We start from the raw sequence: 25752 nt of genomic DNA, 5'->3' as shown, positions 1-25752 counted from the left end.
GCCGCTTCTTATAAAATTACAGTTCCAGAAAGCTCCTTGGCCGCGGTATAGCGGTTACCTATTATTCATCGAGTTTGAAAAGATGCATCAGTCCTACCTCACCTTCGTTCCCGCCTGAACCGGGCGGAGCGGAACCAGAAGCGAGGCCTCGTCCCCGGCGGCAAGTATCATCCCCCTGCTCTCGATCCCGAAGATCTTTGCCGGGGCAAGGTTTGCGACCACAGCAACCTCTCTGCCAACCAGGTCCTCGGGGGTGTAGAACTGCGCGATCCCGCTGACCACCACACGCTTCTCACCCCCGAGGTCGAGGGTGAGTTTGTAGAGTTTTTTTGATCCCTTGATCGGTTCGGCCGCAACAACCCTTGCTATGCGGATGTCGAGTTTTGAAAACTCATCGATGGAAACGGTGGGTGCTTTTGCCCCTGCGGCTCCTTTTGCCTTCTCAACCCTGGCATTGAGAGTTTTTTCAAGGGCACTGACCTGCTCCTTCTCGATCTTTGTAAAAAGCGGAACTGGTTTTCCAAGCGCTCTCGCCCCGATCGGTTTTGTGGCCTCGGCGATCGGATGATCCGCGATATTGTCATCGTAGCCCAGCATCGTCCAGGCCCGCTGCATGGAGCCGGGCATCAGGGGCTGGAAGACCAGTGTAAGGGCCTTGACGATCTGGAGGCAGTCAGAGATAACCTGCTTTGCAGCGGCCCGATCCTCTTTGATCAGTTTCCAGGGGGCGTTCTTCTGGATGTAGGCGTTCCCGAACGAGGCCAGGGTCATCATACCGTCGACGGCGCTCTTAAAGTCATAATCGCGCATGCGGGCATCGATCAAGGCAAGCGAGCGCTCGATCTCCTCGATTACAAGCTGTTGCGGGGCAACGTCTGGCACGCCGGAGAACTCCTTCTCGGCGAAGTACATCGTCCGGTAGACAAAGTTCCCGAGCGTCCCGACGATCTCGTTGTTCACCCGCTCAGCATAGACCTTCCAGGAGAAGTCCAGTTCCTTCGTGTGGCTGGTGTAGGAGAGGAGATAGTAGCGGAGGTAGTCCACCGGGAGCCCCTGGTCCAGGTAGTCATCGTTCGTCCAGACGACATAGCCGCGGGACTTCGAGAACTTCTTGCCCTCGATCGTGACCATCCCGCTTGCGACCACCGCTTGCGGGAGACCGTACCCCGCCCCTTTGAGGAGCGCCGGCCAGAAGATGCAATGGTGGTAGATGATATCCCCGCCGATGAAGTGAGTGACCCCCGTCGCCTCGCTGCACCAGTAGTCTTTCCAGTCGACCCCGGCGGTTTTTGCCCACTCCTTCGTAAACGAGATGTAGCCTATGGGCGCGTCCACCCAGACATATACGACAAGGTCGTCTCGCCCCGGAAATTTAACGCCCCAGTCTAGCGTCCGCGTGATGCACCAGTCGCGCAGCCCTTCCTTCACCCAGCCGAGAGCGTAGTTCCTGGCAGTGGCCGTGCCCTGAAGGCCGGGGAGGTAGTCCAGGAGGAAGTCCCTGAACGCCGAAAGTTTGAAGAAAAAGTGTTCCTGCTCGCGATATTCAGCCTTGCTTCCACAGATCTTGCAGACCGCATCCCTGAGCTCACCAGGCTCCAGGTGCTGCCCGCAGCCCTGGTCACACTCATCTCCCCTCGCAATCGCCCCGCAGTGGGGGCAGACACCCTCCACATAGCGGTCGGGGAGAAACCGCTCGCAGCGGGGGCAGTAACTCTGGCTGACGGCCTTTTTGTAGACATAGCCGTTATCTATCAGCCGTTGCACAATCGAGCGGGTTGTATCGTGGTTCGTGGAGTCGTCGGTCATACCAAAGTGATCGAAGACAACATCCATCCGCCGGAACGTCTCATAGAAATGCTCATGATAGCGCTCGGAGAGGGCTCTGGGTGTCGAACCCTCCTGCTCGGCGCTGATCACGATCGGTGTTCCGTGGTTGTCCGAACCACATATGAAAGCGACCTCCTCGCCCGATCGGCGCATATAGCGGACGTAAAAGTCCGCCGGCACGTATGTCCTCAGGTGCCCTATATGACAGGGACCGTTCGTGTATGGGAGCCCGCACGTTACCAGCAACGGCTTAGCACTCATCCTTATCTACTCTCATTGCGATGCTAATAAAGATACCAGCGTATGCCAAGACGAATAACGATACCGGTCAGGTCATTCGGCTCAGAGGTCGGGAGGCCTGACGTCCCTGAACTTGCGGAATGGTTGAATAGAAAAAGGGGGACGGAGGTGGATCTCACCACCTACCAGCTTGAACGCTCGCTCGATGCCCAGGAGGGCGTTACAATTCCGGCCGCGGGCGGTCTATTTTACTCCGAGCGGTTGATGGAGGTGTTTACCGGCATGAAAGATGGTGTGCTGGTCGATGAACCCGGTGTCGAATCGGCTGCAGCGACGGCGGATGCCCTGTTTGTGCGGGAAAGGTGTAAAGACGCCAGGATCGCTCTTCCCGCACCGCACATCCTGGGGCTGCGTGACGACTACATCGGAGACAGGGAAGATTTCTCCGAGACGATTGCAGACCTCTACTCCAGACTCATACGGGAGATGCGCGATCAGGGTGTCCAGGGACACGTTCTGATAGCAGACACGGCGGACCTGATCGAATTCGAGCGTCTGGCGGGCAGAAAAGTCCTCTTCTTCCCTCGGGACCCGGCGAGGTTTGACCTTGAACTCCTGCTCGAGTACCAGGACGTTCTCATCCTCCCGACGACCGATCTCGACCGCCTTGCCGACCTTATGGAAAGGTTCCATGTTCGGAAGTTAGTCATGCTCGACCCCGAGGAGGGGGAGGTTGTGGCAGCATCCGAGATCGTAGACGCTGACAGCCTCGAGGTGGGTGGCTACTGTGCAGACACCGCCCCGGGGGACTACTGGAAGAGACTTCTGGGTCGGGCGTTCATTTATCGATAGACTCCGCAACCGCCACAAGGTCGCGGTAATGCCGGTTCCGCTTGATCAGCCAGAATAAGAAGCGGTCAAGCAGGCTGAATGTGAACGACCCTCCTGCCGCGTGAGGATGACCTCCGCCGGAGAACTCCCTCGCGACAAGGTGGCTTATCGGCGGCACGGAACGGATGGAGATTCGACCGTTTGGAGATACGATCACCTCGATATCGCTCCCCAGTTCCTGGCGGATGGCGTGGGCAGTCTCGCTCGGGTAGCCATAGAGTGGTGCAAAAGCGATCCTGTAGCGCCCATCCTGCATGACGGTGGCGTGGCGGATGCTCCTTTTGATGTCGCGTTCCATCTCCTGGAGGATCTCATTATATTCTTTCTCGATACGTCCATCCAAGATGATGCCCCGGACAAGGTTGTCGCGGACGTAGTCCCTGAAACCCTTCCGCATCACCACCTGGCCGAGCACCTTCGATCTCGGATCCAGGTGTGTCCAGAGGTCGTAGTCGCAGACAACGCGCGCAATCTCTTCTGCCACCGCGTCGCCTGGAGCAAGGTCGCGGGCGACTATCCCGGTCGCGCAGGTGGCAACGTCGATGTGGAGGATGTCTGTCCTCTTCTCGACGAGACGGATCTCGTCCCCCGTCCAGCGGTGATGATCGCGCCACTCGATCCGCCAGCCGTTTGACCGCGCTCTGGCCAGTCGCTGCTCAACTCCGCCCTGGTAACCGATATCCGATATGCTGAGCAGGTCGCCCCGCCCGGGGGAAGCGGCGACAGCATCGAGGAGGGGGAGGAACCTCCCGACCGAAGACCAGATGGTGAAGACGTCGTTTTCCAGGGCTCTACGATGAATGGCGTCGCTCCCGACGGCGTCGAGGTCGTTGTGCGTCAGGTGCACGACACTCTCCGTCCTTGAGGAGAGGGCCTGCATCAGGTTCTCTGGATAGGCATCAGGTTTTCGATCGATTCCGTCCATCACCAAGTATGTGGGTCCAGGAAATGATAAACAGGCGGTTTGATCCCCATCCATTATCACAGGATAACACAGAGTTTATTAAGAACAACCGACAACACTCTTAGACAGGAGCCCCTGTAGCTCAGACTGGGAGAGCGCCAGACTGAAGATCTGGTTGTCCCCGGTTCAAATCCGGGCGGGGGCACTCCCGATCACTTTTTCTGATCCTGCTACATCAGATCTTCTGATGCGCATTAAATTCTGCGGAACCGCCAGCCTTGCTGATATGCAATGTGCAATCGCTGCAAAATGTGATGCTGTGGGGTTCATCATGGGTGTGACCCACAGGAGCAGCGATGTTGTGACACCCGAAGAGGCAGCGAGGATGATACGACACCTCCCGCCGTTTATCGAACCGGTCGCGGTCACCCATCTCCAGGAGAGACAGGCCCTGATCGACCTGGTGAGAGACTCACACTGTACGACACTGCAGGTCCAGAACACCGTTGAACCATCCGACCTGGAGGTCATCCGCCAGGCTCTCCCCTACGTAAAGATATTGAAGGCAGTCCATGTGATGGACAGGTCATCTATTGTAACAGCAAGACTCTACGAGCCCTATGCCGATGCCATCATACTCGACACACGGACGGAGGAGAGGATCGGGGGGACGGGGATCCCTCATGACTGGGACATAAGTGCAGAGATAGTGGCGAATGCGACTGTTCCTGTCATCCTTGCGGGCGGCCTCACTCCAGAAAATGTCAGAGAGGCAATACAGAAGGTTCGCCCCTACGCTGTCGACGTGCATACCGGTATCAAGCGGAACGGTGTCCGCAACCTGGAAAAAACGCTTGCCTTTGCCCGCGAAGCAAGAAATGCCCTGAGTAAGACCACCTTATAGTCTTTAAGGGGCCGCGAAAATCAGGCCTGACCAGGCTCTGAATGATATGGCCCCATCAAGATTCTCAGACCTCCTTTGGTATCCTGATCATGAAGGTACTCCCCTTGCCAACCTGGCTTGTCACCGTTATCTCCCCTCCATGCAACCGGACGTACTTATTTGCGATCGAGAGGGGCGGGTCGGCCCCATCAACCTGTTGATCCTGATCGCATGCATCTCCAATGTAGAATGGATCGAAGATCGATCTGATCTTCTCTTTCGGGATGCCTCTGCCGTTATCGCAGACCATGATGTAATGGTTTTCAGGTGACTCCCTGTACCTGATCCATACCTCCTTTGGAGGGTCGTTATACCTGACCGCGTTTGAGATCAGGCACTCCAACGCAACGGCAAGCCTCCCGGCATCGCCCGGTATGTGAACGTCATCGGGTATCTCGTTTCGAATCAGTGCCTCACGCTCATAACCGCCCCTGGCTATGACGGAATTGACCAGATCGCGAAGCGCTATATTCTGAATGTTCAGGTCGATATGATCGGTCGCAAAGACGCTCAACTCGACAGCCCTCTCCACAACCGCCTGCTCCTGGATTGCGCAGTCCAGGCAGACCTTGAGGATGGATTCGGTCTTTGGGGTGATGCCGTAATACCCAGGATCATCCAGGATCAACTGGAGATACCCGATGAGCGGTTGCAACGGTGTTCGCAACTCGTGAGAGAGGGTGGTTGTAAGCCGCTTCCAGCGGTCAACCTCCCAGGAGAGTTGCCTGCAGGCAAGCCTCTGTCGCCGCGACTCGGTGACGTCGCGTGCCGATCCAATGACACCCATGAGAGAGCCGCCAGCCCCGATATAGGGGCAGAGGTTGACGGAGAATGTGTGCTGGAGGCCCCCTATAGTCAGATCAAGGCTGTAACGGACGTCTTTTCGCTCATTGATCACCTTCCAAACCTGCGCCATGTGTTGCCGGGCAATGTCCTCTGGCACGATGGCTCCCAGATCCCGTCCGGTCAGTTCGTCCGGATCAAGACCATACTCCGGGGCACGGGCCCAGAAGAAGTGCAGGATGCGGCCTGAGGTATCCTGCATGAAGAATACATCATTTGTCTGCCGGACGAACTCGTTCAGGCGACTGTCTGACATGAGAAGATCATCGCTCTCATCCCTGAACCTCCCGCAGTCCACAACATTGCACTCGAATAGCCCCTCGCCGGCCAGTGCCCGGCAGGAGAGGAGGACCCGCAGAGTATCTCCGTCTTTCGTGTAAAAAATCGTCTCTGTGTTCCCGATGTAGCCTTCACTCTTCATCTCCTGGACGAACCGGGCTCTATCGGTCTCATTCGACCACAATTTCTCCAGGGAGATGCCAACAAGTTCCGCGGGTGTGTAGCCCAGCATATCGACAAACTTCTTGCTGGCACAGATCACACGGAGTCCCTCTGGTTCACAGAGGAACCTGGCATCGCGGTTGTTCTCGAGGATCTTCCTGCAGTGGGATGCAGTCAGATAGGAATCCTGTGAAAATAGGGTTACAGCACCAAAGACCCAGAAAAATAGGAGTGCGTGTAACCCCACAAGAAGAGGGGCGACCGGGGATCCAAGAATAGAGAGGTAGGTCTGGCCGAGCACGAAACCGGTGACGAGGATCACGGTCACACGGAACGCCTGTAGGGGGAACCAGAGAGCAGCAAGAAGTATCGGGATGCAGTAGATCAGAGTGCAGGGAGTGGAGAGATTCACAGGCGCAACCACAGTGAGCATAAGAGATACCACTGAGAATGATGATAAAACGACCATTTTGACGAGATCTGTCGCGGTGAAGCGATCCTGATGCAGGCGACTCAAGAGGCGCCAGTTCCCCGGCATGCGCAATAGGGAGTATCTCAACATCTCATTATTTATAGGTTTTTAAATCTTTTACAACTTAATAATACACATTATACGATTTAAGTGGATAAGAGGCGACTTATTCTTGATTTCGCAAATTCATCGAGAACTTCAGGAGAGGTGGTACAACCCCTCTGATGATCCATACGAAAACATAGAAGAGCATATATGAAGTTAGTCGTTCAACCATGAAACATGCGTCCTTTCGTCTTTGTCAACGTCGCTATGAGCGCTGATGGGAAGATCTCGACCGCTGAGCGGCGGCAGGTAAGGATCTCAGGCGATGATGATTACTCGCGGGTCGACCGGGTAAAGGCAGAGAGCGACGCCATCATGGTCGGGATCGGTACGGTGCTCTCCGACAACCCCTCGCTCACGGTCAAATCACCACATCTCAGAGCATGGCGGAGGGAGGCCGGAAAGGATGAGGACCCAATCCGTGTCGTGGTGGACAGCAGAGGTAGGACCCCTCCCGACGCAGATATCCTGCACAAGGGGACGGGAAAGCGGATCATCGCAGTCTCACGGACGGCATCGCCAGAAGCGGTGAACGTCCTCAGGGGCTACGCCACCGTCGTCGTCACCGGCGATGAGACCGTCGATCTTTTGGCCCTGCTCGAAGAACTCTACCACCTCGGCGTCCGACGCCTGATGGTCGAAGGTGGGGGAACTTTAATCTGGGCGCTTATGGAGCTGGGTCTGGTCGACGAACTCCAGACCTTTGTCGGCAACATCGTCATAGGCGGAAAAGATGCTCCCACCCCCGTTGACGGCACCGGTTTTTTAAGGGAAGAGGATTTCCCGCGGCTCACGCTCATTGAAGCCAGTCGGCTTGATGACGGTCTCCTTTTAAGGTGGAGGGTTGAGAGAGAGCGGTGATAGGGCTCGAGCGACAAAAAAAGAGGCTGGTTTATTTGACTTCTACGATCCTGTCCACGACCTTGTAGGAGCCTCCTGTGACAAGGGACACAGTTATCTGGACGCGGTTTTCACCTTTAGCATCACTGATGATGAGTTCTTTGCCCTTGATCGGCTCCATCGTGCCGGTGACAACCTCACCGGTCGACTTGATCACAACAACGTCGATACCCTTCACAAAGTCCTGACCTTTACCGCCGCTGAAGACGATCCGCAGGTCGTCTGTTATCGTTGGGGTCAGGCCTTCCGAGACCTCGAACGTAACCTCTTTTCCTGGCGGCAGGGTCTGTGTCGGTTCGGGGATTAATGATGGTGGTGTTCCCGTGGGCGCAGGTGTTTCCTGGGCAGTCTCCGTCGGAGACGGGCCGGAGGGTTCTTCCGTTCCCGTGCATGCAGCGCTGAATGAGAAGATGAGCAGGAGCGCAACCAGTATGGGTAGCAACCGGACATTCATATGCCATGAATAGATATCAATATATTTTACCTTTTCGCCGCTTCTCACCTCTAAGGCTAAGGCCTTATACCATCATGCAGTTGTATGCCACCGTTCGACCAGAGCAATAGATAACTTTTTAAGCATAGGAAGGAAATTCCTATCCATACCAATAAAGGTGCAACCGATGAATCTACGAAGACCAAACGCCAACGAGGCGACAGGAACAACCAACCGCTCGCGGGACGTTGTACCGATGTCGGGCATCTGCAGCAGGTGTGTGGACGGGTGCAAGGGGGCCTGCGAGGTCTGGCTCTCCTCATTCCGGGGTAGAGAAGTTCTCTATCCGGGTCCATTCGGCGAGATCACTGCAGGTGCAGATAAGAATTATCCGGTCGACTACTCACACCTGAACATCCAGGGCTATGCCCGGGGTGCTAAAGGGTTGCCGGAAGGCGTCGAGGCCAACCCGGACACCGCAGTCTTTCAGGAGGTCAATACCCTAACGGAGTACGGCTGGGACATAAAGGTCCCGATGCGGGTTCCGATCTTTACCGGAGCACTCGGTTCAACCGAGATCGCCCGGGCGAACTGGGAGCACTTTGCCATCGGGGCTGCCATCGCGGGCATAACCCTCGTCTGTGGTGAGAACGTGTGCGGTGTTGACCCCGACCTGGAACTCGACCACAACGGCAAGATCAGCAGGTCGCCCGAGATAGACCGGCGTATCGAGATCTACCGGAAGTTCCACGACAGATACGGCGAACTCCTTGTTCAGTTAAACGTTGAAGATACAAGGCTTGGAACCGCAGAATACGTCTCATCGAAGCACAACCTGGAGACGATCGAACTGAAATGGGGCCAGGGTGCAAAGTGTATAGGTGGCGAGATCAAGGTCAAAAGTCTCGAAAGGGCCATCCAACTCAAAAGTCGCGGCTACATAGTCCTCCCTGACCCAACCCTGCCAGAGGTCCAGGCGGCCTTCAGGGACGGCGCCATAAAGGAGTTCGAGCGCCATTCACGTCTTGGTTTTATAAGCAAGGAAAATTTCCTGGAGGAAGTCGATCGTCTCCGTGATATTGGATTCAAGCGGGTAACCCTGAAGACCGGTGCCTATTCGGCTGTCGAACTTGCGATGGCACTGCGCTACGGTGCTGAAGCAAAGATCGACCTCCTCACCATAGACGGTGCACCCGGCGGCACGGGAATGAGCCCCTGGCCGATGATGAACGAGTGGGGGATCCCAACATTCTATATCGAGTCACTTGCCTATCAGTTCGCCGAGCGGATGAGAGCACGTGGTATCCGTGTTCCTGACATCGCCATCGCAGGAGGTTTCTCGGATGAAGCAAACGTCTTCAAAGCTATAGCCATGGGCAGTCCCTACGTCAGGGCTGTCTGCATGGGCCGTGCCCTCATGATCCCGGGCATGGTCGGGAAGAACATCCAGAAGTGGCTCGCAGCCGGTGAACTACCGAAATCTGTCTCGAAGTACGGTAGCAGCGTAGATGAGATCTTCATCTGTTACGAGGAACTCAAAGAGAAGTATCCCGACCGGATCGACGAGATCCCGCTTGGAGCGCTCGGCATCTACACTTACACCCAGAAGTTCAGGACCGGGCTCCAACAGATCATGGCCGGGTCCAGAAACTTCAGCCTTAAGACGGTCTCCCGCAACGATCTGATGGCTCTGACCGAGGAGGCAGAAGCGGTCTCCGGTATCCCTTACGTGATGAACGCCTACCGCGAGGCTGCCGAGGCCATTCTGGATTCGTGATCTGAGATCTCCACCCCTACCGGGGATGAGACCTGCCACATCCGCTGAGGCATTGGGGTCCTATCCAGACCCGGCGGCCAACATTTTTTTCTGCGTAAAAGATCGATGGCATAATATGCGCGGCATAAGCATCCGGACGTGGGAGGTGCGACTCGGAATTGTCCTTGTTCTTTCGTCAATCATCGTCTATACCGTGAAGTACCTCCTGCTTGGCGACCCTGAGAACACCTACCAGTACATTTTCAACGCCCTGGGGTTTCTGCCAATAAACGTTCTCCTGGTCACCCTGATCCTGAACCAGCTCCTGAGCGTCAGGGAGAAACGCAAGCGACTGGAAAAACTGAACATGGTCATCGGCACCTTCTTTTCGGAGGTTGGTACCGGCCTTCTGAGGTTCCTCTCCGACCGCGATCCGACCCTTCCCGAGATTCGGCATGACCTCATTGTAACAGACGCCTGGACACCGGAGAGGTTCTCCAGCGTGCGCGAACGTCTCAAGAAACGTCACTCCAGGCTCAAGATCGATGCCGCAGACCTGCAGGAACTCTGCCACTACCTGAAGGAGAGACGGGATTTCCTCCTCCGACTCCTCGAGAACCCCGTGCTGCTTGAGCACGAATCGTTCACAGAACTCCTCCGGGCGGTATTTCACCTTGCCGAGGAACTTGAGCGACGGGGAGAGTTTACCGGTCTCCCGGCAAGCGACGTCGGCCACCTTGCCGGGGATGTTGATAGAGTATACGATCGTCTGATCGGAGAATGGCTCGCCTACATGGAGTACCTCCAGCGCAACTACCCATACCTATTCTCGCTTTCGATGCGGAGCAACCCCTTCGATGAGACGGCGTCACCAATCGTGAGTTAAAGACCGGGGATGTTGAGGGGCGCAAACAGCAGGGGGTTCTCTCCCTCTTTTTGCATTACCGATGGGCCAACAGTATTTTTGCCATCCCTGATCAGATGCAATCTCACGAGTCAGGGGGAACATATTTATCCATGGGTGGACGACAGGAGGTCTGATCACCATGCAAGAATACTCGTTACTCGTCGGTGGAAAGGCCGGCGAGGGGATCAACACGGCCGGCCTCTCTATCGCCGGTCTCTTTTCCCGCCTCGGTTACCACGTCTACATGTACTTCGATTACCCATCGCTCATCCGGGGGGGGCACAACTTTGCGATAATCCGCGCCGCAGATGAACCGATAGGGGCACACCGCACAGGGGTCGACGTTCTGCTGGCACTTGATCGAAAAACCATTGAGACCCATAAGGAGCGGATCGGCGGGAAGACGACGGTCATCTACGACTCCTCGCAGGTGGGGGAGGAGAGGGGTTACGGCCTCCCTCTTGATGAAATCATCAGGGAGGAGAAAGCACCACCCATAACCAGAAACACCGCGATGCTCGGAGCGCTTTCCCGTGTGGCGGGGATCGACAGGGCGATACTCGAGGACGTCATCCGCGCAACCGTCCCGGAAAAGCACCTGGATTCAAACCTCCGGGTTGCTGCACGGGGCTACAATGGGGTGGAGGGCGTCTTTTCCGTCAGGCCGCTGGATGCCCCGAAACTACCTGTCCTGACGGGCAACGAGGCCACGGGGCTTGGACTGGTCTACGGCGGGCTTGATACCTACGTCGCCTACCCCATGACTCCCTCTTCCGGGGTTCTCCATTTTCTGGCCGGCCGAGCCGATGATCTTAGAGTCAGGGTGGTCCACCCCGAAAACGAGATAAGCGTCATCCTGATGGCCCTCGGGCTTGCTTACGCCGGGGAAAGAGCAGCGGTCGGAACCTCTGGTGGAGGATTCTGCCTGATGACCGAGGGGCTCTCGTTTGCGGGGATGTCGGAGATACCGGTGACGATAGTGCTGGCGCAGCGACCGGGGCCGAGCACCGGTGTGCCGACCCACACTGCACAGAGCGACCTCCACTTCGCCCTTAACGCCGGCCAGGGTGAGTTTCCAAGGCTTGTTGTCGCCCCTGGCGACCCGCATGAGGCCTGCGCCTGGTCAGCGACCGCGCTGATGCTCTCCTGGCGCTACCAGGTCCCGGCGATCATCCTGATTGACAAGACGCTTGCTGAAGGTGCCTATTCCTTCGATCTCGATGCATCAACTCCACCGCGGGACCATGAACCGGTGCTCCGGGATGGCGGGGAAGAATACCGGCGCTACCGCCGAAGTGAGGATGGAGTATCTCCCCTTGCCTTCCCGGGAACGGAGGGGGTGACGGTCAAGGCAAACAGCTACGCCCATGACGAGACCGGGTTCACAACCGAGAAAGCAGAGGATGTCGGAGCACTCCAGGAGAAACTGCTCAGGAAAGCGAGGGGCCTGAAGACAGAACTTGGAGGGTATAAGACCGTGAAGACCTACGGTGCACCTGAGTCCAGTAAGACAATCATATGCTGGGGTTCGCAGAAATGGGTGTGTATAGAAGCCGCCGCGGAAGTAGGGGCAAGAGTCGTCCAGCCCGTTGTGCTTGCGCCGTTCCCTGTTGAGGCCTGGAGCGAAGCTATTGCCGGCGCAAGCGAGGTGGTCTGCGTCGAGAACAACGCCACGGGTCAGTTTGCCCGTCTTCTCAGAGAGTATGGATTCGATCCAGGCACATCCATCCTGAAGTATGATGGTCGACCTTTTGCGGTTGACGAACTCACTGCAAGGCTTGAGGGGGTGTTTGTATGACCCCCGATCGATCTGCCGCTGGACTTATAACGCCGGCGCAGAACACCTGGTGTCCTGGCTGCGGTAACTTCTCGATCCAGCACATGATGAGATCGGCCATAGCAGAGATCTCGGAGGAGGAGGGGGTACCCATCGAGAGGTTCGTCCTCCTTGGCGGCATCGGGTGCCACGGGAAACTAATGGATTACCTGAACGTCAACAGCCTCTACACTATACATGGCCGTTCTGTTCCGGCGGCCACCGGGATACGCCTGGCAAACCCTGATCTCCGGGTAATCTGTCACGTAGGCGACGGTGACATCTACGCCGAGGGACTGGACCATCTAATCTTTGCGGCGAAGCGGAACACTGATATCACAGTGATCGTTCACGACAACCGGGTCTACGGCCTGACGACCGGACAGTACACCCCGACGTCGCCCACCGGGTTCCGGGGGCGTTCGACCCCAAGAGGGGTGGTGGAACACCCCATTAACCCGCTCGAGGTGATGCTCGCCGCGGGGGCCACCTACATCGCACGGGGTTACACCCGGAAGACCCGGCACCTCAAAGAGATCTTCAAAGAGGCAATAATGCACCGCGGATTTTCCTTTGTCGAAGTCCTCCAGATATGTGCAACATACTCCAACCTGACCGACTACTACGACGCCCGGGTCTACGAGATCCAGGACGGTGATCTCAATACAGCCCGGTTTGAGAGCGCTATTCAAAAGATCAGGGAATGGGATTACGACCGGGATGCACCTATCGCGCTCGGGACTTTCTACTCGGTTGAACGCCCCGTCTATGAAGAGAGTTTCGGAGTGCCACGGGCAGGGCTCGAAGAGCGGCGCAACCGCGTCCGGAGGTTGGTCGAGGACTGGAGGTGAGATGAAATAATTTTTACACCCCCGCACGGTTTTTTGGCAAACAGCCCTCAAAACAAATTTTCCGGGACACTTAATTCTTTCTGGCGGATTTTTCTACCCTATGACCTGTGACTCCAGCCGAAACCGACGGTTGCTGCAGGGTGATACAGTGGATCCCCCCTAACCCCTCGACCAGTGCGGTGCAGTCGATCCCGATAACCTTCCTGCCAGGGAAAGCCTGTCGGATCCGTGTAAGGGCCGTCACGTCATTGGGGTGCTTGAAGGTCGGCACCAGCACAACGGTGTTTCCTATGTAGAAGTTCGCGTAACTTGCAGCCAATCGCACTTCACCGCCGACCCTCCCCGGTGTCGGGAGGGGGATGACCGTTAAAGGTTTGCCGTCCTGATCGGTTGAGGATCGGAGGATCTCGTAGTTCTCCTTCAGCGGCGCGTAATTCTCGTCATCCCTATCTTCTTCAATGACGCAGAGAACGGTTGTCGGGTTCACGAACCGCGCAATGTTATCGACATGACCATCTGTTTCGTCGCCGGCGATCCCCTGTTTCAGCCAGATGACATGACCGACACCGAGGTATGCCTCCAGATAAGCCTCGATATCCTCCCGTGTGCCCCGTGGGTTCCTGTTGGGATTCAGGAGGCACGACTCCGTCACGATCGCCGTCCCGGCACCGTTAACCTCGACCGAACCGCCTTCGAGCACGATACCGGGGGTGAACACAGGGAGGTTCAGATCACGGTTCATGATGAGCGGGATCTGCGAATCCTTCACGAGCGCCGGGTACTTCTCTCCCCAGGCGTTAAAGTTCCAGTGCACCATCGCAAGGCTCTCTGTCCTGCGGTTGACCACAAAGGTCGGCCCATAATCCCGGAACCAGACATCGGCATAATCGAGTATTTGGAACCGAACCCCGGACGCATCGACGCCATCCTCATGGAGCATTGCCTCAACACGGGTACGCATCTGCTCGCCGGTGACAAGGAGGTTGACGGTCTCCGACCTGCGTAGAGCCGCTATGATCTCAACATAACTCCATTCCACGGCGGCAAGGTCGGGGAACATCTCCCGATCGTAAGGCCAGGCGAGCCACACTGCGTCGTGCGGTTCCCACTCTGCAGGCATCCGGTAACCCAATGCGTGGGGTGTCTTATCCGGCGGGAATCTCCGGATGAGCGCCCTGTAGGTCTCCGGCCTCCGGTCTCGGAAGAAGTTCCACCTTTCCCGGGCAACCTCATTCATAGAGAGGTCAACCTCTGCGACGAGAACCTCTTCATCAGCATCGCTCGCACGGGCAATGATATTTCCGAACGCATCAGCGATGAACGAACTCCCGAAGAAACGGATACCCCCTTCCTCGCCCACCCGGTTTACGGTAGCGATGTGAATGCCGTTTGCAATCGCATGGCTGCGCTGGACGATCTCCCACGCCTCACGCCAATCGCCCTTAAACGGCTCATCAGCGACAGCCCGGCCGATTGCGGACGGATAGAAGATCAACTCCGCGCCCCGCAGCGCAACCGCCCTTGCAGCCTCGGGGAACCACTGATCATTGGAGATAAGCACGGCAATCCGACCACAGCGGGTGTCATATAGCCGGTAGCGGTCGCCCGCGCGGACGTATCTTTTATCGTAGATGGGGGGGTCATTATGGAGGTGTACCTTCCTGTATGCAGGGAAGAGCACCCGACCATCAGCATCGATCACCACTGCGGAGTTATAATATTCACCGGACGCGGCCCGCTCGTAGATCGGCAGAATTATCACCGCACCATGCTCCCTGGCCAGCGCCGAGAACGCCTCTGTCGATTGTCCGGGGATCGTCTCAGCGTAGGCCGAGGCATCCGTATCCTCATACTGAAGGAAGTAAGGGGCCCGGTAGAGCTCAGGCAGACTGATGATCCGCGCCCCTTTCGAGATTGCCAACCCTGCCATGTCCAGGGCGTGCTTGAGGTTGTGATCGGGGTCGTCGCTTACCGCGGTCTGGATGAGGCCGATCGTTTGCTTGCTCATCGCTATCATCTCCTCATACCGTAGGACGCTCCAGCGTATTATAACAATCGCCGTAGCAGAGCGTTTTATCCGGTATCCCACCGGATCTCTATAGATAATGGACGCGGCCACAACCATCCTCATCGCCATTGGGCTTGCTATGGACGCGTTTGCCGTCTCGATCAGCGGTGGGACCGGTATGCAGGAAAGAGGAAACCGATGGCCCATCATCGCCGGCACTCTCTTCGGCGGGTTCCAGGCCGGGATGCCGGTGCTCGGCTGGCTTGGCGGAACGGCTGTCGCAGAGTTAGTCGGATTCTACGGCCCCTGGATTGCGTTCCTGCTGCTTGTGCTGATCGGTGGAAAGATGATCCTTGAGGCAGTGCTGGATGGAGGCAAGAGCGTGCGGTTTGCAAACGGAAATGCAACCACCCTTCTCCTGCTTGCCGTCGCGACAAGCATCGATGCTCTTGCTGTCGGTGTCTCGTTCGCCGTACTGGGTATCCCTATCCTCTGGCCTGCGGTCATAATCGGGATCGTGACATTCGCATTCTCTGCTGTCGGAGTGGTTCTCGGGAGGTCGATTGGCCGGATTGGCGGGCGAAACGCCGGGATCTTCGGCGGTGTGATCCTTATCGGTATCGGTCTGCGGATCCTGCTCGACCATCTTCTATTCTGAGACGGAGACAAACCGCGATACCGCCACCCTTCCTGGCAGGTTAAGTCCGTGTATCCCATTCGACACGTATAAGAACCCACCAAACGCAATACGTAGTGAACCTCAAAAAAATGTATAGACCGCGCATACTGCGTGGAACGCTTCCGAAAGCCGTATTTGGAAGAGCAAAAGAAATGAGGCCAGTTCAATCATGACTTCCAGAATGCATACCCCCCACACCACCTGTCCAAGCTGCCATGAAGAGGTATTCCTGGACGAACTTGTGGGTGGGCGCTGTCCCCTCTGTGGGTATTCCCTCGATGATGAAGATGGAACATGCGGTGAATACGAGGAGACTATAGAGCGCTCCGATCTCGGCTGGATGATCTTCCAATATTATGTCTTCAAGCGGTTCTGCGGCGAGGGGGCAACCCCCCTACATGTCATGCGGATCCTCGCCCGCTACGAGGAGGTCTGCCAGTGCAACCCCCTGGAAGCGGAGAAGATGCAGTTCAGTCTGGAAGTACCAATGCGACGCCTGGAACGACTCCTCCCGAAGAGATGTGAAAAGTGCGGGAGAATATTCCTCCGGGGAGGAAAAGCGGTTATCGCGGGAGACCTTGCATCTCCCGACTATAAAAGGTACCATATCTGCCCCTCCTGCTGATCAGTAGGTCCGGGCAACCAGAGTTGACGTGCCGTTGCCACCACAGGCGATACATGGCCCATTCGAGACGGGGATCAGGTCTGAGCGGATCTCTGACCCGATGATGCTTGCATCCACCACCGCCTCAATCTTTTCTGCACACTCCTGCGAGCCGCACCAGTGAACCACCGCAACCCCGGTCTTCACCGCTTCAGCGGTCTCCTCAAGATTCGCTGCAACGGTGATCCGATCGGCCATTGCCTGCCGCACAGCGTCTGAGATCTCCTCACCAAACTGTGCGAGGATCGAATGGATCCCTTCAACAACACCCCTCCGATCGAGTGTGGTCCTCCTGCCGGTGCGGGTGACGGCAACAACGGTGTTTGCATCGATGTCCCTGGGCCCGACCTCAATCCGCAACGGGACTCCGCGCATCTCCCAGTGATAGTACTTCGCCCCGGGCCGCATATCCCGGTCATCCACCTTCGCGGTGTAACCGGCACCCCTGAGTTCCGCTTCAAGCGCCCTGGCCGCCGATATAACCTCATCGCCCCTCTTTCCGACGATGATCGGTACAATTACTATCCCAATCGGAGCCACCTCCGGCGGCAGCACCAGCCCTTTGTCGTCGCCGTGGACGCTGATTACGGCTGCAATAGACCGTTCTGAGATGCCATAGCAGGTCTGATAGGCATACTGCTGTTCCCCGTTAACGTCCTCGTAGGTGATCTCGTAGGTGCGGGAGAAGTGGTCGCCGAGCATATGAACCGTCCCGATCTGGAGCGTCTTGCCATCGGGCATGATGGTATCGAGGGCGATGGTGTAGTCGGCGCCCGGGAACTTGTCCCATGCCGGACGGCGGGAGACTATCACAGGCACCCGCAACCGTTCGTAGAACTCGCAGTAGAGGCGAAGCGCGGTTTCGACCTGCTCAGCTGCCTCTTCCCTTGTCGCGTGGACGGTGTGTGCCTCCTTGAACGATGTGATCTCCCGGAGACGGATGAGCGGACGGGTGTGTTTTGTCTCGTAGCGGAACGTATTGACGATCTGGTAAAGTTTTAAGGGCAGATCGGTGTGTGACCGGATCCAGAGTGAGTACATCGGGTAGATGGCAGTCTCACTCGTGGGTCGGAGGGCGAGCGGAACGTCGAGTTCGGTCCTGCCGCCATGGGTGACCCAGTAGACCTCGTCCTCAAACCCCTTTATATGCTCGGCCTCTTTCATGAACTCGGTCTTCGGGATGAGGAGGGGGAACATCGTCTCAGCATGGTCACGGTCCATGATCTCCCGGAGAATCGTGTAAGCACGCTGTCTTATGCCGAACCCATAGGGGTACCAGACATACAGCCCCTTGACCGGGTAACGGACATCCATGATCTCGGCTCGCCAGAGTATCTCGTTGTACCAGCGGGAAAAATCATCCTTCCTGGGAAGTGCACCTGTCTCTTCGTCCATCCGTCTCCTACCTCAAAGAACTCTTGATCTGCCAGTATTAAGCTATCATAATTAGGATTGCTGGCGTAATAAATGCCTCTACAACCGCAGCGACTAAAAGGAGCGGGAAGACAACCCGGAGAAAGATGCGGGCAAGCGAGCGGGCTTCTGCAGCGGCATCCCCAAGACCGTGCCACTCTGAGATGATCGCACGTGCAAGAAGAAAGCCGAGTCCCCCCGATATCAGGACAGCAGGGATCTCGAAGACGCCATGGGGGACTAAAGCTGCCACTATGTAGAGTGCCCCCTGCTGAGCTCGCACAAGCTCGGTCACCACACCTATCAACAGTCCGTTGACCGAGAGGATCAGCATCGTGACCAGGCCAAGGGATGCGCCCCCCAGGAATAGGAGGACGCAGGTAGTCAGGTTGTTCAAGAAGATCTTGAACGCCAGGATTGCCTGGGAATCAGAGAGGATCTGGCCTACCACCTGGTCATTGAATAGTGACATGACCTCCTCCCCGAACCCCGGGTTAAGGATGACGATACCCACGCCGATGAGAATCGATACAACAAAGAAGACTGTAGCAAAGATTGTTCCACGTGTAAGACTGTTCTCAGACATAAAGCACCATCCGTGTGAGATCACGTATCCCCGGCGCCATCCCGACGACGATCATTGCAAGCAGTATGAGGTGCCATAGGCCGGGATCTCCCTCACGCCGGTAGAGTTCCAGGACATACACGGCAGGTATGATCACCGCGATCTTCAGGAGGAACATCGAAAACGCGGTGCCGGTCGCATCGATAAGCGCCCCACCAACAATGTGCTGCTCGACGTAATGGATTGGATGGAGGTCTATCCCGTAACTTGTTGCGCTCGCATCCAGCATATGCCCGAAGATCAGGAGTTTGTAGAGGATGTTTGAGACATAACTCCACTTCAGCACGTATGCCAGGAACGCCCAGAGGGCAACCGAGGTGACCGCTGCAACGGCCAGGATGGCGGCGAGGACGCCGAGCGCGATCGTGGTCTCGGTGAGACCAAACCAGAGAAGCGTTGCGCCTGATAGGAGGCACCCGACGATCCCGACACCAGCATAGACGCGGCTGTAACGTCTGGTAAGACCGGCATTCTCCGCGATCTTCCCTCCAAAGAGAGAAATACCTGCGATCAGAGCGACTACAAAGAAGATCAATGGCGTGATCAGGAGAAACCGGAGATCGGAAGTGATCATCCCGGTATCCTCAACAACCCTCAGGAGACCCCCAAAGACAACGTAGGGCAGGGTCGCAAGCACCAGTTCTTCATCAACAGCAATCCCGTAGCGGCGGAGCCCCCGATAGAGAAGATAGACCGCTAAAACGAGTATCAGGGCGTAGGTCAGCGTATCGACAAGTGTATACGCTTCACCATAACGGATTGGATCAATGTAATATTTGTAGAGGAACTCCCTAATCATTGTTGATCTAAATGAGCGCAGACCGCATAAACCTACTCAGAACAAAGGTCTTCGACAAGTCCAAATGGATGCAGCTCCCGCGTGATGTCATCATCGGTCATGGCGTCATCGAGCAGATCCCGGCCGTATGCGAAGACCTTGCCCTCGGCGACTCTGTGCTCATCGTATCGGGGGGCCGGACGCGGGATGTTGCCGGAAGGCGGGTTGAGTCTCTTCTTTCAGCTTCATATGACGTCAGGACGTTCACCGCTATAGATGGTGAACCTCTCGAGACGATAAGAAAGGCCGAGGCTGCGGCGGCAGAGGTCGCATTCGTAATCGGTGTCGGTGGAGGAAGGATCATCGACACCGCAAAGATCGCATCCTACAACACCGACCGCCACTTTATCAGCGTCCCGACCGCTGCGTCGCATGACGGGATAGCCTCGTCAAGGGCATCGGTTCCTACCGCGGAGGGTAACGTCTCGCTCGCCGCTGAACCTCCCATCGCTGTGGTGGCCGACACCGCCGTCATCGCATCGGCACCACACCGGTTGCTCGCATCGGGGTGTGCGGATATCATAGCAAACTATACCGCGATCCTCGACTGGGAACTCTCCCACCGCCTCCGGGGCGAGACCATATCAGAGTATGCCCTGACACTCTCCAGGATGACCGCCGAGATCCTCTTTAAGAACGCAGACCTCATCAAGCCGAACACCGAGGAGAGCGCCTGGATCGTGACGAAAGCCCTGGTATCCTCCGGCGTCGCCATGAGCATCGCAGGTTCGTCCAGACCGGCAAGCGGCGGAGAGCACAAGTTCTCACACGCTCTGGAGCGTCTCGCACCGGGAAAAGGACTCCATGGCGAGAAATGTGGTATTGGTGCGATCATCACAATGTACCTCCACGGTGGGGACTGGAGAGGGATTCGCGACTCGCTGCGAAAGATCGGCGCTCCGACAACCCCTGCGGAGATCGGGGTCGACGATGAGACTGCCGTCGAGGCTCTCCTTGCGGCACGAACGATCCGGCCGGAACGGTTTACGATACTGGATATGGGGTTGACGCGCGAGGCTGCGCGGGACCTGGTGAAGATGCTCTATCAGGAGTGAGAGTGGGATGACAGAGGAGAAGGCAAAGGTAACCCTGATCGGGGTAACACTCGCAAAACCGGGACTCGACTTTGTCTACGAAGGCATTTTATCTTCCGAGTGTGAGGGCTGCAAGGTGCGCAAGATCTGCCACAACCTTCAGCCACAAAAGAAGTACCGGATCGCTGCTGTCCGTCCGAACACCAGGCATAACTGTCCTGTCCACCACGAGGGGGTGATCGCTGTCGACGTCTTGGAAGGGCCGGTTGTCGCGCTGATCGGCGCTGATATGGCGATCGTGAACTCGAAGGTCAGTTACGAGTTTACCTGCCAGCGAACCGGATGTCGGGGCTACCGCCTCTGCCACCCTGATGGTGTCATCGACGGAGGGAAGTACATCGTCGATGAGGTTCTTGGCAACGCTCCTGATGTATGCGAGCGGGGCTGGACGCTCAAACTCGTGGAGCTGCGGCCAGCTTGAGAGACTGCTGCGTCAGGCCCAATTTTTCTCTAACCAGAATTTTTGCGCTCCGAGGGGCTGCAGAGGCTCATCGCTGGAGTTCCTACTGTCTGCTTGCCCCCACAAGTCGCCAGGCGAGAGAGAGAAGTTCGTCGCGGTCACGGAGTCTGGCAAGCCACGATGGCGGGATGGCCTCAAACCCGAACCTCGCCCCGGCAAGCCCGCCTGTGATCGCACCCACCGTATCTGCATCGCCCCCAAGGTTGACCGCCGCGATCACCGCATCTTTAAGCGACCGGGCATCCATGAAAACCCTGACAGCGCAGTGGGTGCAGACTACAGCATCAAGCGATGGCACCGGCGGGTATGCCCGATAATCCTCGAGTATCCCCTGAAGTTCATGGTCACGGCAGGCTCTGAGCGCCCGGCCGAAGGCGGTTGCAGCCTCCTCGCCCCGGCACATCCCACTGACCATCCTGTTGACAAACGCCGAGGCCTCGCCGGCCACGGGATCGAAGTGGGTCACACGGGAGGCAGCAAGACTCACCTCACGCACTTCACCCGGTGGATAAAATATGCCGATTGGGATACCGCGCATAACGCAACCGTTACTCCGGCTACCTCCTAGCTCCTCGTGGACCAGCCTTGCGGCGATCCGGGGTGCAACACCCCTCTCGATCAGGTCGAGGACGGCACGCGACGTTGGCCCGAAGAACTCCGGATGGATATGATACACCCGAACCAGTCGCCAGGCAAAGTCATCGGGGTCGAAACCTCCACATGCAAGAAGGGTCTGCGCCAGGGCCACTGCCTGGAGGGTGTCGTCGGTGTACTGCCCTGGCAGGACGTCATGAATCCCGCCAGATTCCATCTCTGTTACGGCTATCGGCGGCGCAGGGAGCCCTTCCAGGGGCGCGCCCATGGCGTCCCCGATTGCAAGCCCGATAAAGGCTCCAACCCCACGTGTCCTGAGCATATAAAAAGATCACCAACAAAATATATCTACCCACGGGCAGTAGTATTCTTCGAGGAAAGGTGATAATCGTGCAAAAGGAAGAGCTGCTCCACCTGCATATGCTACTAGTTCACATCAAGAAGTACTATGAGACCGTCACCGGGGAAGAGATCCAGACCGACCAGTATAACGCTCTCCACATATCCCCGGTACATATCCACAAAAACAAGGTAACACACAAAAAAGCCATTTTGACTCTCGGAAACGAGATCGTCCAGCACATCAGGGCCAACCACAACCCTTACATCCAGTACCAAACCGATTTTCAGCCACAGTCCGAACGTATTGCAACCGAACAACACTAAACGATGAGCGATACCGATACATACCGGGAGATCATCTCCCGTATCCTTTCTACCGGGAACTCCCCTCTCGACGTCCAGAAGATCAAACTGGAGTTCTGCCGGGAGTACGGGATCGATATGCCCCGAAACTCCGCGATCCTTGCCGCCGCTTCACCGGACGAGCGCGATCGGCTCAGGCCGCTCCTCCAGGTGAAACCAACACGAACGCTCTCCGGCGTTGCTCCTGTTGCTGTTATGACATCCCCACACCCATGCCCTCACGGCAGGTGCCTCCCCTGCCCCGGCGGGCCTGAGCACCCGTTCGGGTCGCCACAGAGTTATACAGGTGAAGAGCCAGCTGCACTCAGGGCAAGGGAGCACGGGTTCGACCCCTACGCCCAGGTGCAGGCACGTCTTGCCCAGTTTGAGGCGCTCGGCCACCACATCGAAAAGGCGGAGTTGATCGTGATGGGCGGGACGATCACCGCCAGACCGATCGATTACCAGGAGTGGTTCGTTGGCGCGGCCGTTCAGGCGATGAACGATTATCCGCGGCTGGGCGCGGCACCAACAAGACCCGATCTCAATGCAATCGCCGCCTCAAACGAGTCCTCAAGGGTCAGGTGTGTCGCGGTAACCTTTGAGACGCGACCGGACTGGTGCCGTGAAGAGCATATTAACCGGATGCTTGCGATGGGCGTGACCAAGGTGGAACTAGGCGTCCAGCACCTGGACGACCGTATCCTGGACTATAACCGCCGCGGGCATACCATCGCCGATACAGTCGCGGCGAACGGTCTCCTGCGCGACGCCGGGTTGAAGGTGGGGTTCCACGTTATGCCGAACCTGCCGGGGGCGAGCACGGCCGATGACCGCCGGATGTTTGAGGACCTCTTCGCAGATGAGCGGTTCAGACCAGATTTCCTGAAGATATACCCAACGCTGGTGACGCCAGGCACGGAGATCGAGAGACTCTGGGAACGCGGCGAATATCAGTCCTACACAGAGGATGAACTGATCGACCTCGTCGCCTATGCAAAGTCTCTCCTCCCGGAGTACGTCCGACTCCAGCGTGTCCAGCGGGATATACCGGCAAGGTTGATCACCGCAGGTTCCAGGCACAGCAACTTCCGGCAGCTTGCCGGGGCGCGGCTCCGCGAGCAGGGAGGTCAATGCCGGTGCATCCGATGCCGTGAGGCGGGGCGGTCACCAGCGCCGGAAGAGGTGGCTATCTCGACTCTGGTCTATCGTGCATGCAAGGGGGAGGAGCGGTTCATACAGGCAGGCTCAAAAGACGCCCTGATCGGGTTTGCAAGGCTCCGATTTCCGCAGCAGACGTTCCGCGAGGAACTCACCGACGCGGCACTCCTGCGCGAACTCCACGTTTACGGGAGTCTGGTCCCGATCAGCGCCCGCGCCTCTGCGGCGGAGTGGCAGCACCGCAGTTACGGTGCGCAACTCCTCTCAAGAGCGGAAGAAGAGGCACGCGACCATGGTTACAGCCGTATCGCCGTGATGAGTGGTGTGGGTGTGCGGCCCTACTACAGGAAACAGGGATATGAACGAGTGGGGCCATACATGATCAAGACGTTCTCATGAAACCTGCGACGCTCGAGTTCGTGAAACAGAGGTTTGCCGACTATTACCGCAGGTTTAGCCTTATCATCCCATCCTCCCTTGAGCAGCGGGAATGGGGCTTTGTCTTCTTCGACGTCACACCGGAACTCAGGATGCGACGGCATATGGCATTTGCAGACCGCGAAGAACTCAACGCCTACGTGAAAAACCTGGTCCCTGCCCACGTATATTACTCGACGGCCTACTACCAGACACCGTCGGCGCCGAAGATGAGCGAAAAACATTGGGCCGGCGCCGATCTTATCTTCGATCTCGATGCCGACCAGATAGTACATGGCCCCTATGCGATGATGCTTGCGCGGGTCAAGGAGGAGACACTGAAACTGATCGAGATGCTGACCGAAGAACTCGGGTTCTCGCGCAACCGTATGCGGATCGTATTCTCAGGGGGACGGGGCTACCACATACACCTCACCGATATCGCTGTTTCAGGCTGGGGAAGCCAGGAAAGGCGCGAGATCGTGGATTACGTATGCGGGATAGGACTCGATCCAGAGATGATGCTCTCTGCCGGCGGCGAACAGAGGGGATGGCGACGGCGATACACGGAGACGCTTCGAGGCTACCTCTCACAACTTGCAACCCTCGACCCGGCGGAGACTACGGCCCGCTTGACAGGTTTTGAGGGTATCGGCAAACGGACGGCAGCGCAGTTTCTGGCAGACGCTGAGGCTCTCTCCAGGGCCCCGCCAGAGGTACTCCTCCAGAACAGGGTTGTTCGGGCAATTACAGCCTCTCCCGAGTTTGAGAAAAGGCTCCGTGATGCCGGTGCGCACGCGGATGAACCGGTCACGACCGATATCAAACGGCTTATCCGGACACCGGGATCGCTGCACGGGGGCAGCGGGATGAGGGTTGTCCCCCTCGATCTCCACGACCTGGAGGATTTCGATCCCCTGGTGGACGCGGTGGTCTTTGGCGAGAGGGATGTCCGCGTGGACGTGAGAGCAAACTTCGTCACATCAATGCTCGGGAACACCTACACGCTTAAGGCGGGGATCCAAACGGTCCCGGAAGCGCTTGCGATCTTTCTATGCTGCAGGAACATGGCAGAGATAGCTGGAGGTGCATGATGGTCGCCGATATACTGCAGAAACTCCGACAGATGCTGCTGGATATGCAGCACTCTGGAAGGCTCTCACATATCGAGCCCGGTCTCTACGAGAATGCCAGAGCCTACATAGAGAAACTCAAGGAGGACTACTACAGCCTTGAGAACCCTCTGGAGAACCGGGAAGGGAGTCTGATCATCGAGGCTATCGGTAGCGTCAACGACACAGTCCAGGAGATCTTCTCTATCCGGACCAGGCAGATCCTGGACCTCGCGTTCCAGCAGATCGAGGGAGAGTATGCCGATAAGGAGGAGACCCGGAAGATGCTCCCAGAGGAGCGGGTGATGTTCAAACGGATCGTTGAGGCCATTGAAGAGTGCAGGGAAACGCTCGTCCAGGGGGAGGTAAACCTCTTTACCGGTGATGGGGCGGCCGCCGTCGAGGTGACCGATGAGGCTGGCTATGAGGAGATAGAACCCTCAGCGGTATCGCCACCACCGGTCCCCCAACACTCCGGGCTGACATCATACGCCCTTGTACATGTGCGCTCGGATGTGGAGTCGTTCATGGGACTGGACGGAAGAACCTACGTGCTGAAAGATGGGGATATCGTCACAATCCCCGAAAAGAATGCTGAACTCCTCTGCGAGCACAACATAGGCTTAAATATCAGGCTTAACAAGTAATATAGGTACCCGAATCTATTGAATAGA

At 57.1% G+C, this 25752-nt stretch carries 24 protein-coding genes and 1 tRNA gene; 16 read left to right on the top strand and 9 right to left on the bottom strand.

Translation table 11 applies throughout. The features are described from left to right. Positions 1–93 precede the first annotated feature (93 nt). Positions 94–2088 carry a methionine--tRNA ligase gene (gene metG, locus QMC91_RS01575; protein WP_300234383.1) on the bottom strand — a complete coding sequence of 665 codons (1995 nt, stop codon included), beginning with the start codon at positions 2086–2088 and terminating at the stop codon, positions 94–96. A gap of 42 nt (positions 2089–2130) precedes the next feature. Between metG and QMC91_RS01570 the strand changes: the two genes are divergently transcribed. Then, positions 2131–2919, top strand: coding sequence for a hypothetical protein (locus QMC91_RS01570; RefSeq protein ID WP_300234380.1), 789 nt, complete (start codon positions 2131–2133; stop codon positions 2917–2919). Here the strand turns inward: QMC91_RS01570 and QMC91_RS01565 are convergent. Next, entirely contained in the window at positions 2906–3883 is a 978-nt protein-coding gene (locus QMC91_RS01565; RefSeq protein WP_300234377.1) for a phosphoesterase, read from the bottom strand. The two genes, QMC91_RS01570 and QMC91_RS01565, sit on opposite strands and share 14 nt — an antisense overlap. A 110-nt stretch (positions 3884–3993) precedes the next feature. Here QMC91_RS01565 and QMC91_RS01560 point away from each other — a divergent pair. Both QMC91_RS01560 and QMC91_RS01555 read left to right on the top strand, forming a co-directional pair. Next, positions 3994–4067: transfer RNA gene (locus QMC91_RS01560), tRNA-Phe, on the top strand. A gap of 42 nt (positions 4068–4109) precedes the next feature. Then, positions 4110–4766 carry a phosphoribosylanthranilate isomerase gene (locus tag QMC91_RS01555; RefSeq protein WP_300234374.1) on the top strand — a complete coding sequence of 219 codons (657 nt, stop codon included), beginning with the start codon at positions 4110–4112 and terminating at the stop codon, positions 4764–4766. A gap of 64 nt (positions 4767–4830) precedes the next feature. Here QMC91_RS01555 and QMC91_RS01550 read toward each other — a convergent pair whose 3' ends face one another. Next, positions 4831–6522, bottom strand: coding sequence for a PAS domain-containing sensor histidine kinase (locus QMC91_RS01550; protein WP_300234371.1), 1692 nt, complete (start codon positions 6520–6522; stop codon positions 4831–4833). Positions 6523–6843: 321 nt separating this feature from the next. Between QMC91_RS01550 and QMC91_RS01545 the strand changes: the two genes are divergently transcribed. Beyond that, positions 6844–7527, top strand: coding sequence for a 2,5-diamino-6-(ribosylamino)-4(3H)-pyrimidinone 5'-phosphate reductase (locus tag QMC91_RS01545; protein ID WP_300234369.1), 684 nt, complete (start codon positions 6844–6846; stop codon positions 7525–7527). A gap of 31 nt (positions 7528–7558) precedes the next feature. On the opposite strand, the gene QMC91_RS01540 is transcribed toward QMC91_RS01545, so the two are convergent. Next, positions 7559–8020 (bottom strand): hypothetical protein, encoded by a 462-nt coding sequence (locus tag QMC91_RS01540; protein ID WP_300234367.1) that lies wholly within the window; start codon positions 8018–8020, stop codon positions 7559–7561. 166 nt (positions 8021–8186) lie between these two features. Between QMC91_RS01540 and QMC91_RS01535 the strand changes: the two genes are divergently transcribed. From QMC91_RS01535 to QMC91_RS01520, 4 genes are all read left to right on the top strand, one after another. Then, a complete protein-coding gene (locus QMC91_RS01535; protein WP_300234364.1) occupies positions 8187–9776 on the top strand; it encodes a glutamate synthase-related protein in 1590 nt (529 codons plus the stop codon). Between the two features lie 115 nt (positions 9777–9891). Further along, entirely contained in the window at positions 9892–10641 is a 750-nt protein-coding gene (locus QMC91_RS01530; protein WP_300234362.1) for a hypothetical protein, read from the top strand. Positions 10642–10801: 160 nt separating this feature from the next. Continuing rightward, positions 10802–12460, top strand: a complete 1659-nt coding sequence (locus QMC91_RS01525; protein WP_300234360.1) for a 2-oxoacid:acceptor oxidoreductase subunit alpha — start codon at positions 10802–10804, stop codon at positions 12458–12460. Further along, the gene (locus QMC91_RS01520; protein WP_300234357.1) at positions 12457–13329 is read left to right on the top strand and encodes a thiamine pyrophosphate-dependent enzyme; all 873 of its coding nucleotides are present in this window, start codon (positions 12457–12459) and stop codon (positions 13327–13329) included. Before QMC91_RS01525 ends, QMC91_RS01520 begins: the two co-directional genes overlap by 4 nt. A gap of 70 nt (positions 13330–13399) precedes the next feature. On the opposite strand, the gene QMC91_RS01515 is transcribed toward QMC91_RS01520, so the two are convergent. Further along, the gene (locus QMC91_RS01515; protein ID WP_300234353.1) at positions 13400–15337 is read right to left on the bottom strand and encodes an agmatine deiminase family protein; all 1938 of its coding nucleotides are present in this window, start codon (positions 15335–15337) and stop codon (positions 13400–13402) included. A 97-nt stretch (positions 15338–15434) separates the two neighbouring features. On the opposite strand from QMC91_RS01515, the gene QMC91_RS01510 reads away from it, so the two are divergent. After that, on the top strand, positions 15435–15995 hold the full coding sequence (locus QMC91_RS01510) for a manganese efflux pump MntP family protein (RefSeq protein ID WP_300234350.1): 561 nt from the start codon (positions 15435–15437) through the stop codon (positions 15993–15995). Between the two features lie 190 nt (positions 15996–16185). Continuing rightward, the gene (locus QMC91_RS01505) at positions 16186–16641 is read left to right on the top strand and encodes a hypothetical protein (RefSeq protein ID WP_300234347.1); all 456 of its coding nucleotides are present in this window, start codon (positions 16186–16188) and stop codon (positions 16639–16641) included. On the opposite strand, the gene proS is transcribed toward QMC91_RS01505, so the two are convergent. From proS to QMC91_RS01490, 3 genes are read right to left on the bottom strand one after another with little or no spacing between them, the layout of a single operon-like run. Continuing rightward, positions 16642–18075, bottom strand: coding sequence for a proline--tRNA ligase (proS, locus tag QMC91_RS01500; protein ID WP_300234344.1), 1434 nt, complete (start codon positions 18073–18075; stop codon positions 16642–16644). Positions 18076–18112: 37 nt separating this feature from the next. Then, entirely contained in the window at positions 18113–18679 is a 567-nt protein-coding gene (locus QMC91_RS01495; RefSeq protein ID WP_300234340.1) for a stage II sporulation protein M, read from the bottom strand. After that, the gene (locus tag QMC91_RS01490) at positions 18672–19517 is read right to left on the bottom strand and encodes a DUF63 family protein (RefSeq protein ID WP_300234337.1); all 846 of its coding nucleotides are present in this window, start codon (positions 19515–19517) and stop codon (positions 18672–18674) included. The genes QMC91_RS01495 and QMC91_RS01490 overlap by 8 nt, the downstream gene beginning before the upstream one ends. Before the next feature lie 11 nt (positions 19518–19528). Here QMC91_RS01490 and QMC91_RS01485 point away from each other — a divergent pair, with 11 nt between their 5' ends. Then, positions 19529–20611 (top strand): NAD(P)-dependent glycerol-1-phosphate dehydrogenase, encoded by a 1083-nt coding sequence (locus QMC91_RS01485; protein WP_300234334.1) that lies wholly within the window; start codon positions 19529–19531, stop codon positions 20609–20611. Between the two features lie 7 nt (positions 20612–20618). After that, the gene (locus tag QMC91_RS01480; protein ID WP_300234331.1) at positions 20619–21071 is read left to right on the top strand and encodes a UPF0179 family protein; all 453 of its coding nucleotides are present in this window, start codon (positions 20619–20621) and stop codon (positions 21069–21071) included. Between the two features lie 82 nt (positions 21072–21153). Here the strand turns inward: QMC91_RS01480 and QMC91_RS01475 are convergent, their stop codons facing one another. Then, positions 21154–22026, bottom strand: coding sequence for an ADP-ribosylglycohydrolase family protein (locus QMC91_RS01475; RefSeq protein WP_300234328.1), 873 nt, complete (start codon positions 22024–22026; stop codon positions 21154–21156). 68 nt (positions 22027–22094) lie between these two features. On the opposite strand from QMC91_RS01475, the gene QMC91_RS01470 reads away from it, so the two are divergent. Genes QMC91_RS01470 through QMC91_RS01455 form a run of 4 tightly spaced genes read left to right on the top strand, consistent with a single transcriptional unit; the run spans position 22095 to position 25725 of the window. Beyond that, on the top strand, positions 22095–22370 hold the full coding sequence (locus QMC91_RS01470; RefSeq protein WP_300234325.1) for a UPF0058 family protein: 276 nt from the start codon (positions 22095–22097) through the stop codon (positions 22368–22370). A gap of 3 nt (positions 22371–22373) precedes the next feature. Further along, positions 22374–23948: a tRNA uridine(34) 5-carboxymethylaminomethyl modification radical SAM/GNAT enzyme Elp3 gene (locus tag QMC91_RS01465; RefSeq protein ID WP_300234322.1), complete on the top strand. Its 1575-nt coding sequence runs from the start codon at positions 22374–22376 to the stop codon at positions 23946–23948. Continuing rightward, positions 23945–25060, top strand: coding sequence for a DNA primase small subunit PriS (locus QMC91_RS01460; RefSeq protein WP_300234319.1), 1116 nt, complete (start codon positions 23945–23947; stop codon positions 25058–25060). The genes QMC91_RS01465 and QMC91_RS01460 overlap by 4 nt, the downstream gene beginning before the upstream one ends. Then, positions 25057–25725 carry a hypothetical protein gene (locus tag QMC91_RS01455; RefSeq protein WP_300234317.1) on the top strand — a complete coding sequence of 223 codons (669 nt, stop codon included), beginning with the start codon at positions 25057–25059 and terminating at the stop codon, positions 25723–25725. The genes QMC91_RS01460 and QMC91_RS01455 overlap by 4 nt, the downstream gene beginning before the upstream one ends. Positions 25726–25752 lie beyond the last annotated feature (27 nt).

The organism is Methanoculleus sp., from assembly GCF_030019085.1.
Lineage (GTDB): Archaea > Halobacteriota > Methanomicrobia > Methanomicrobiales > Methanoculleaceae > Methanoculleus.
Note: the sequence above shows the minus strand (reverse complement) of the source record. Positions and strands in the feature narration are given on the sequence as shown.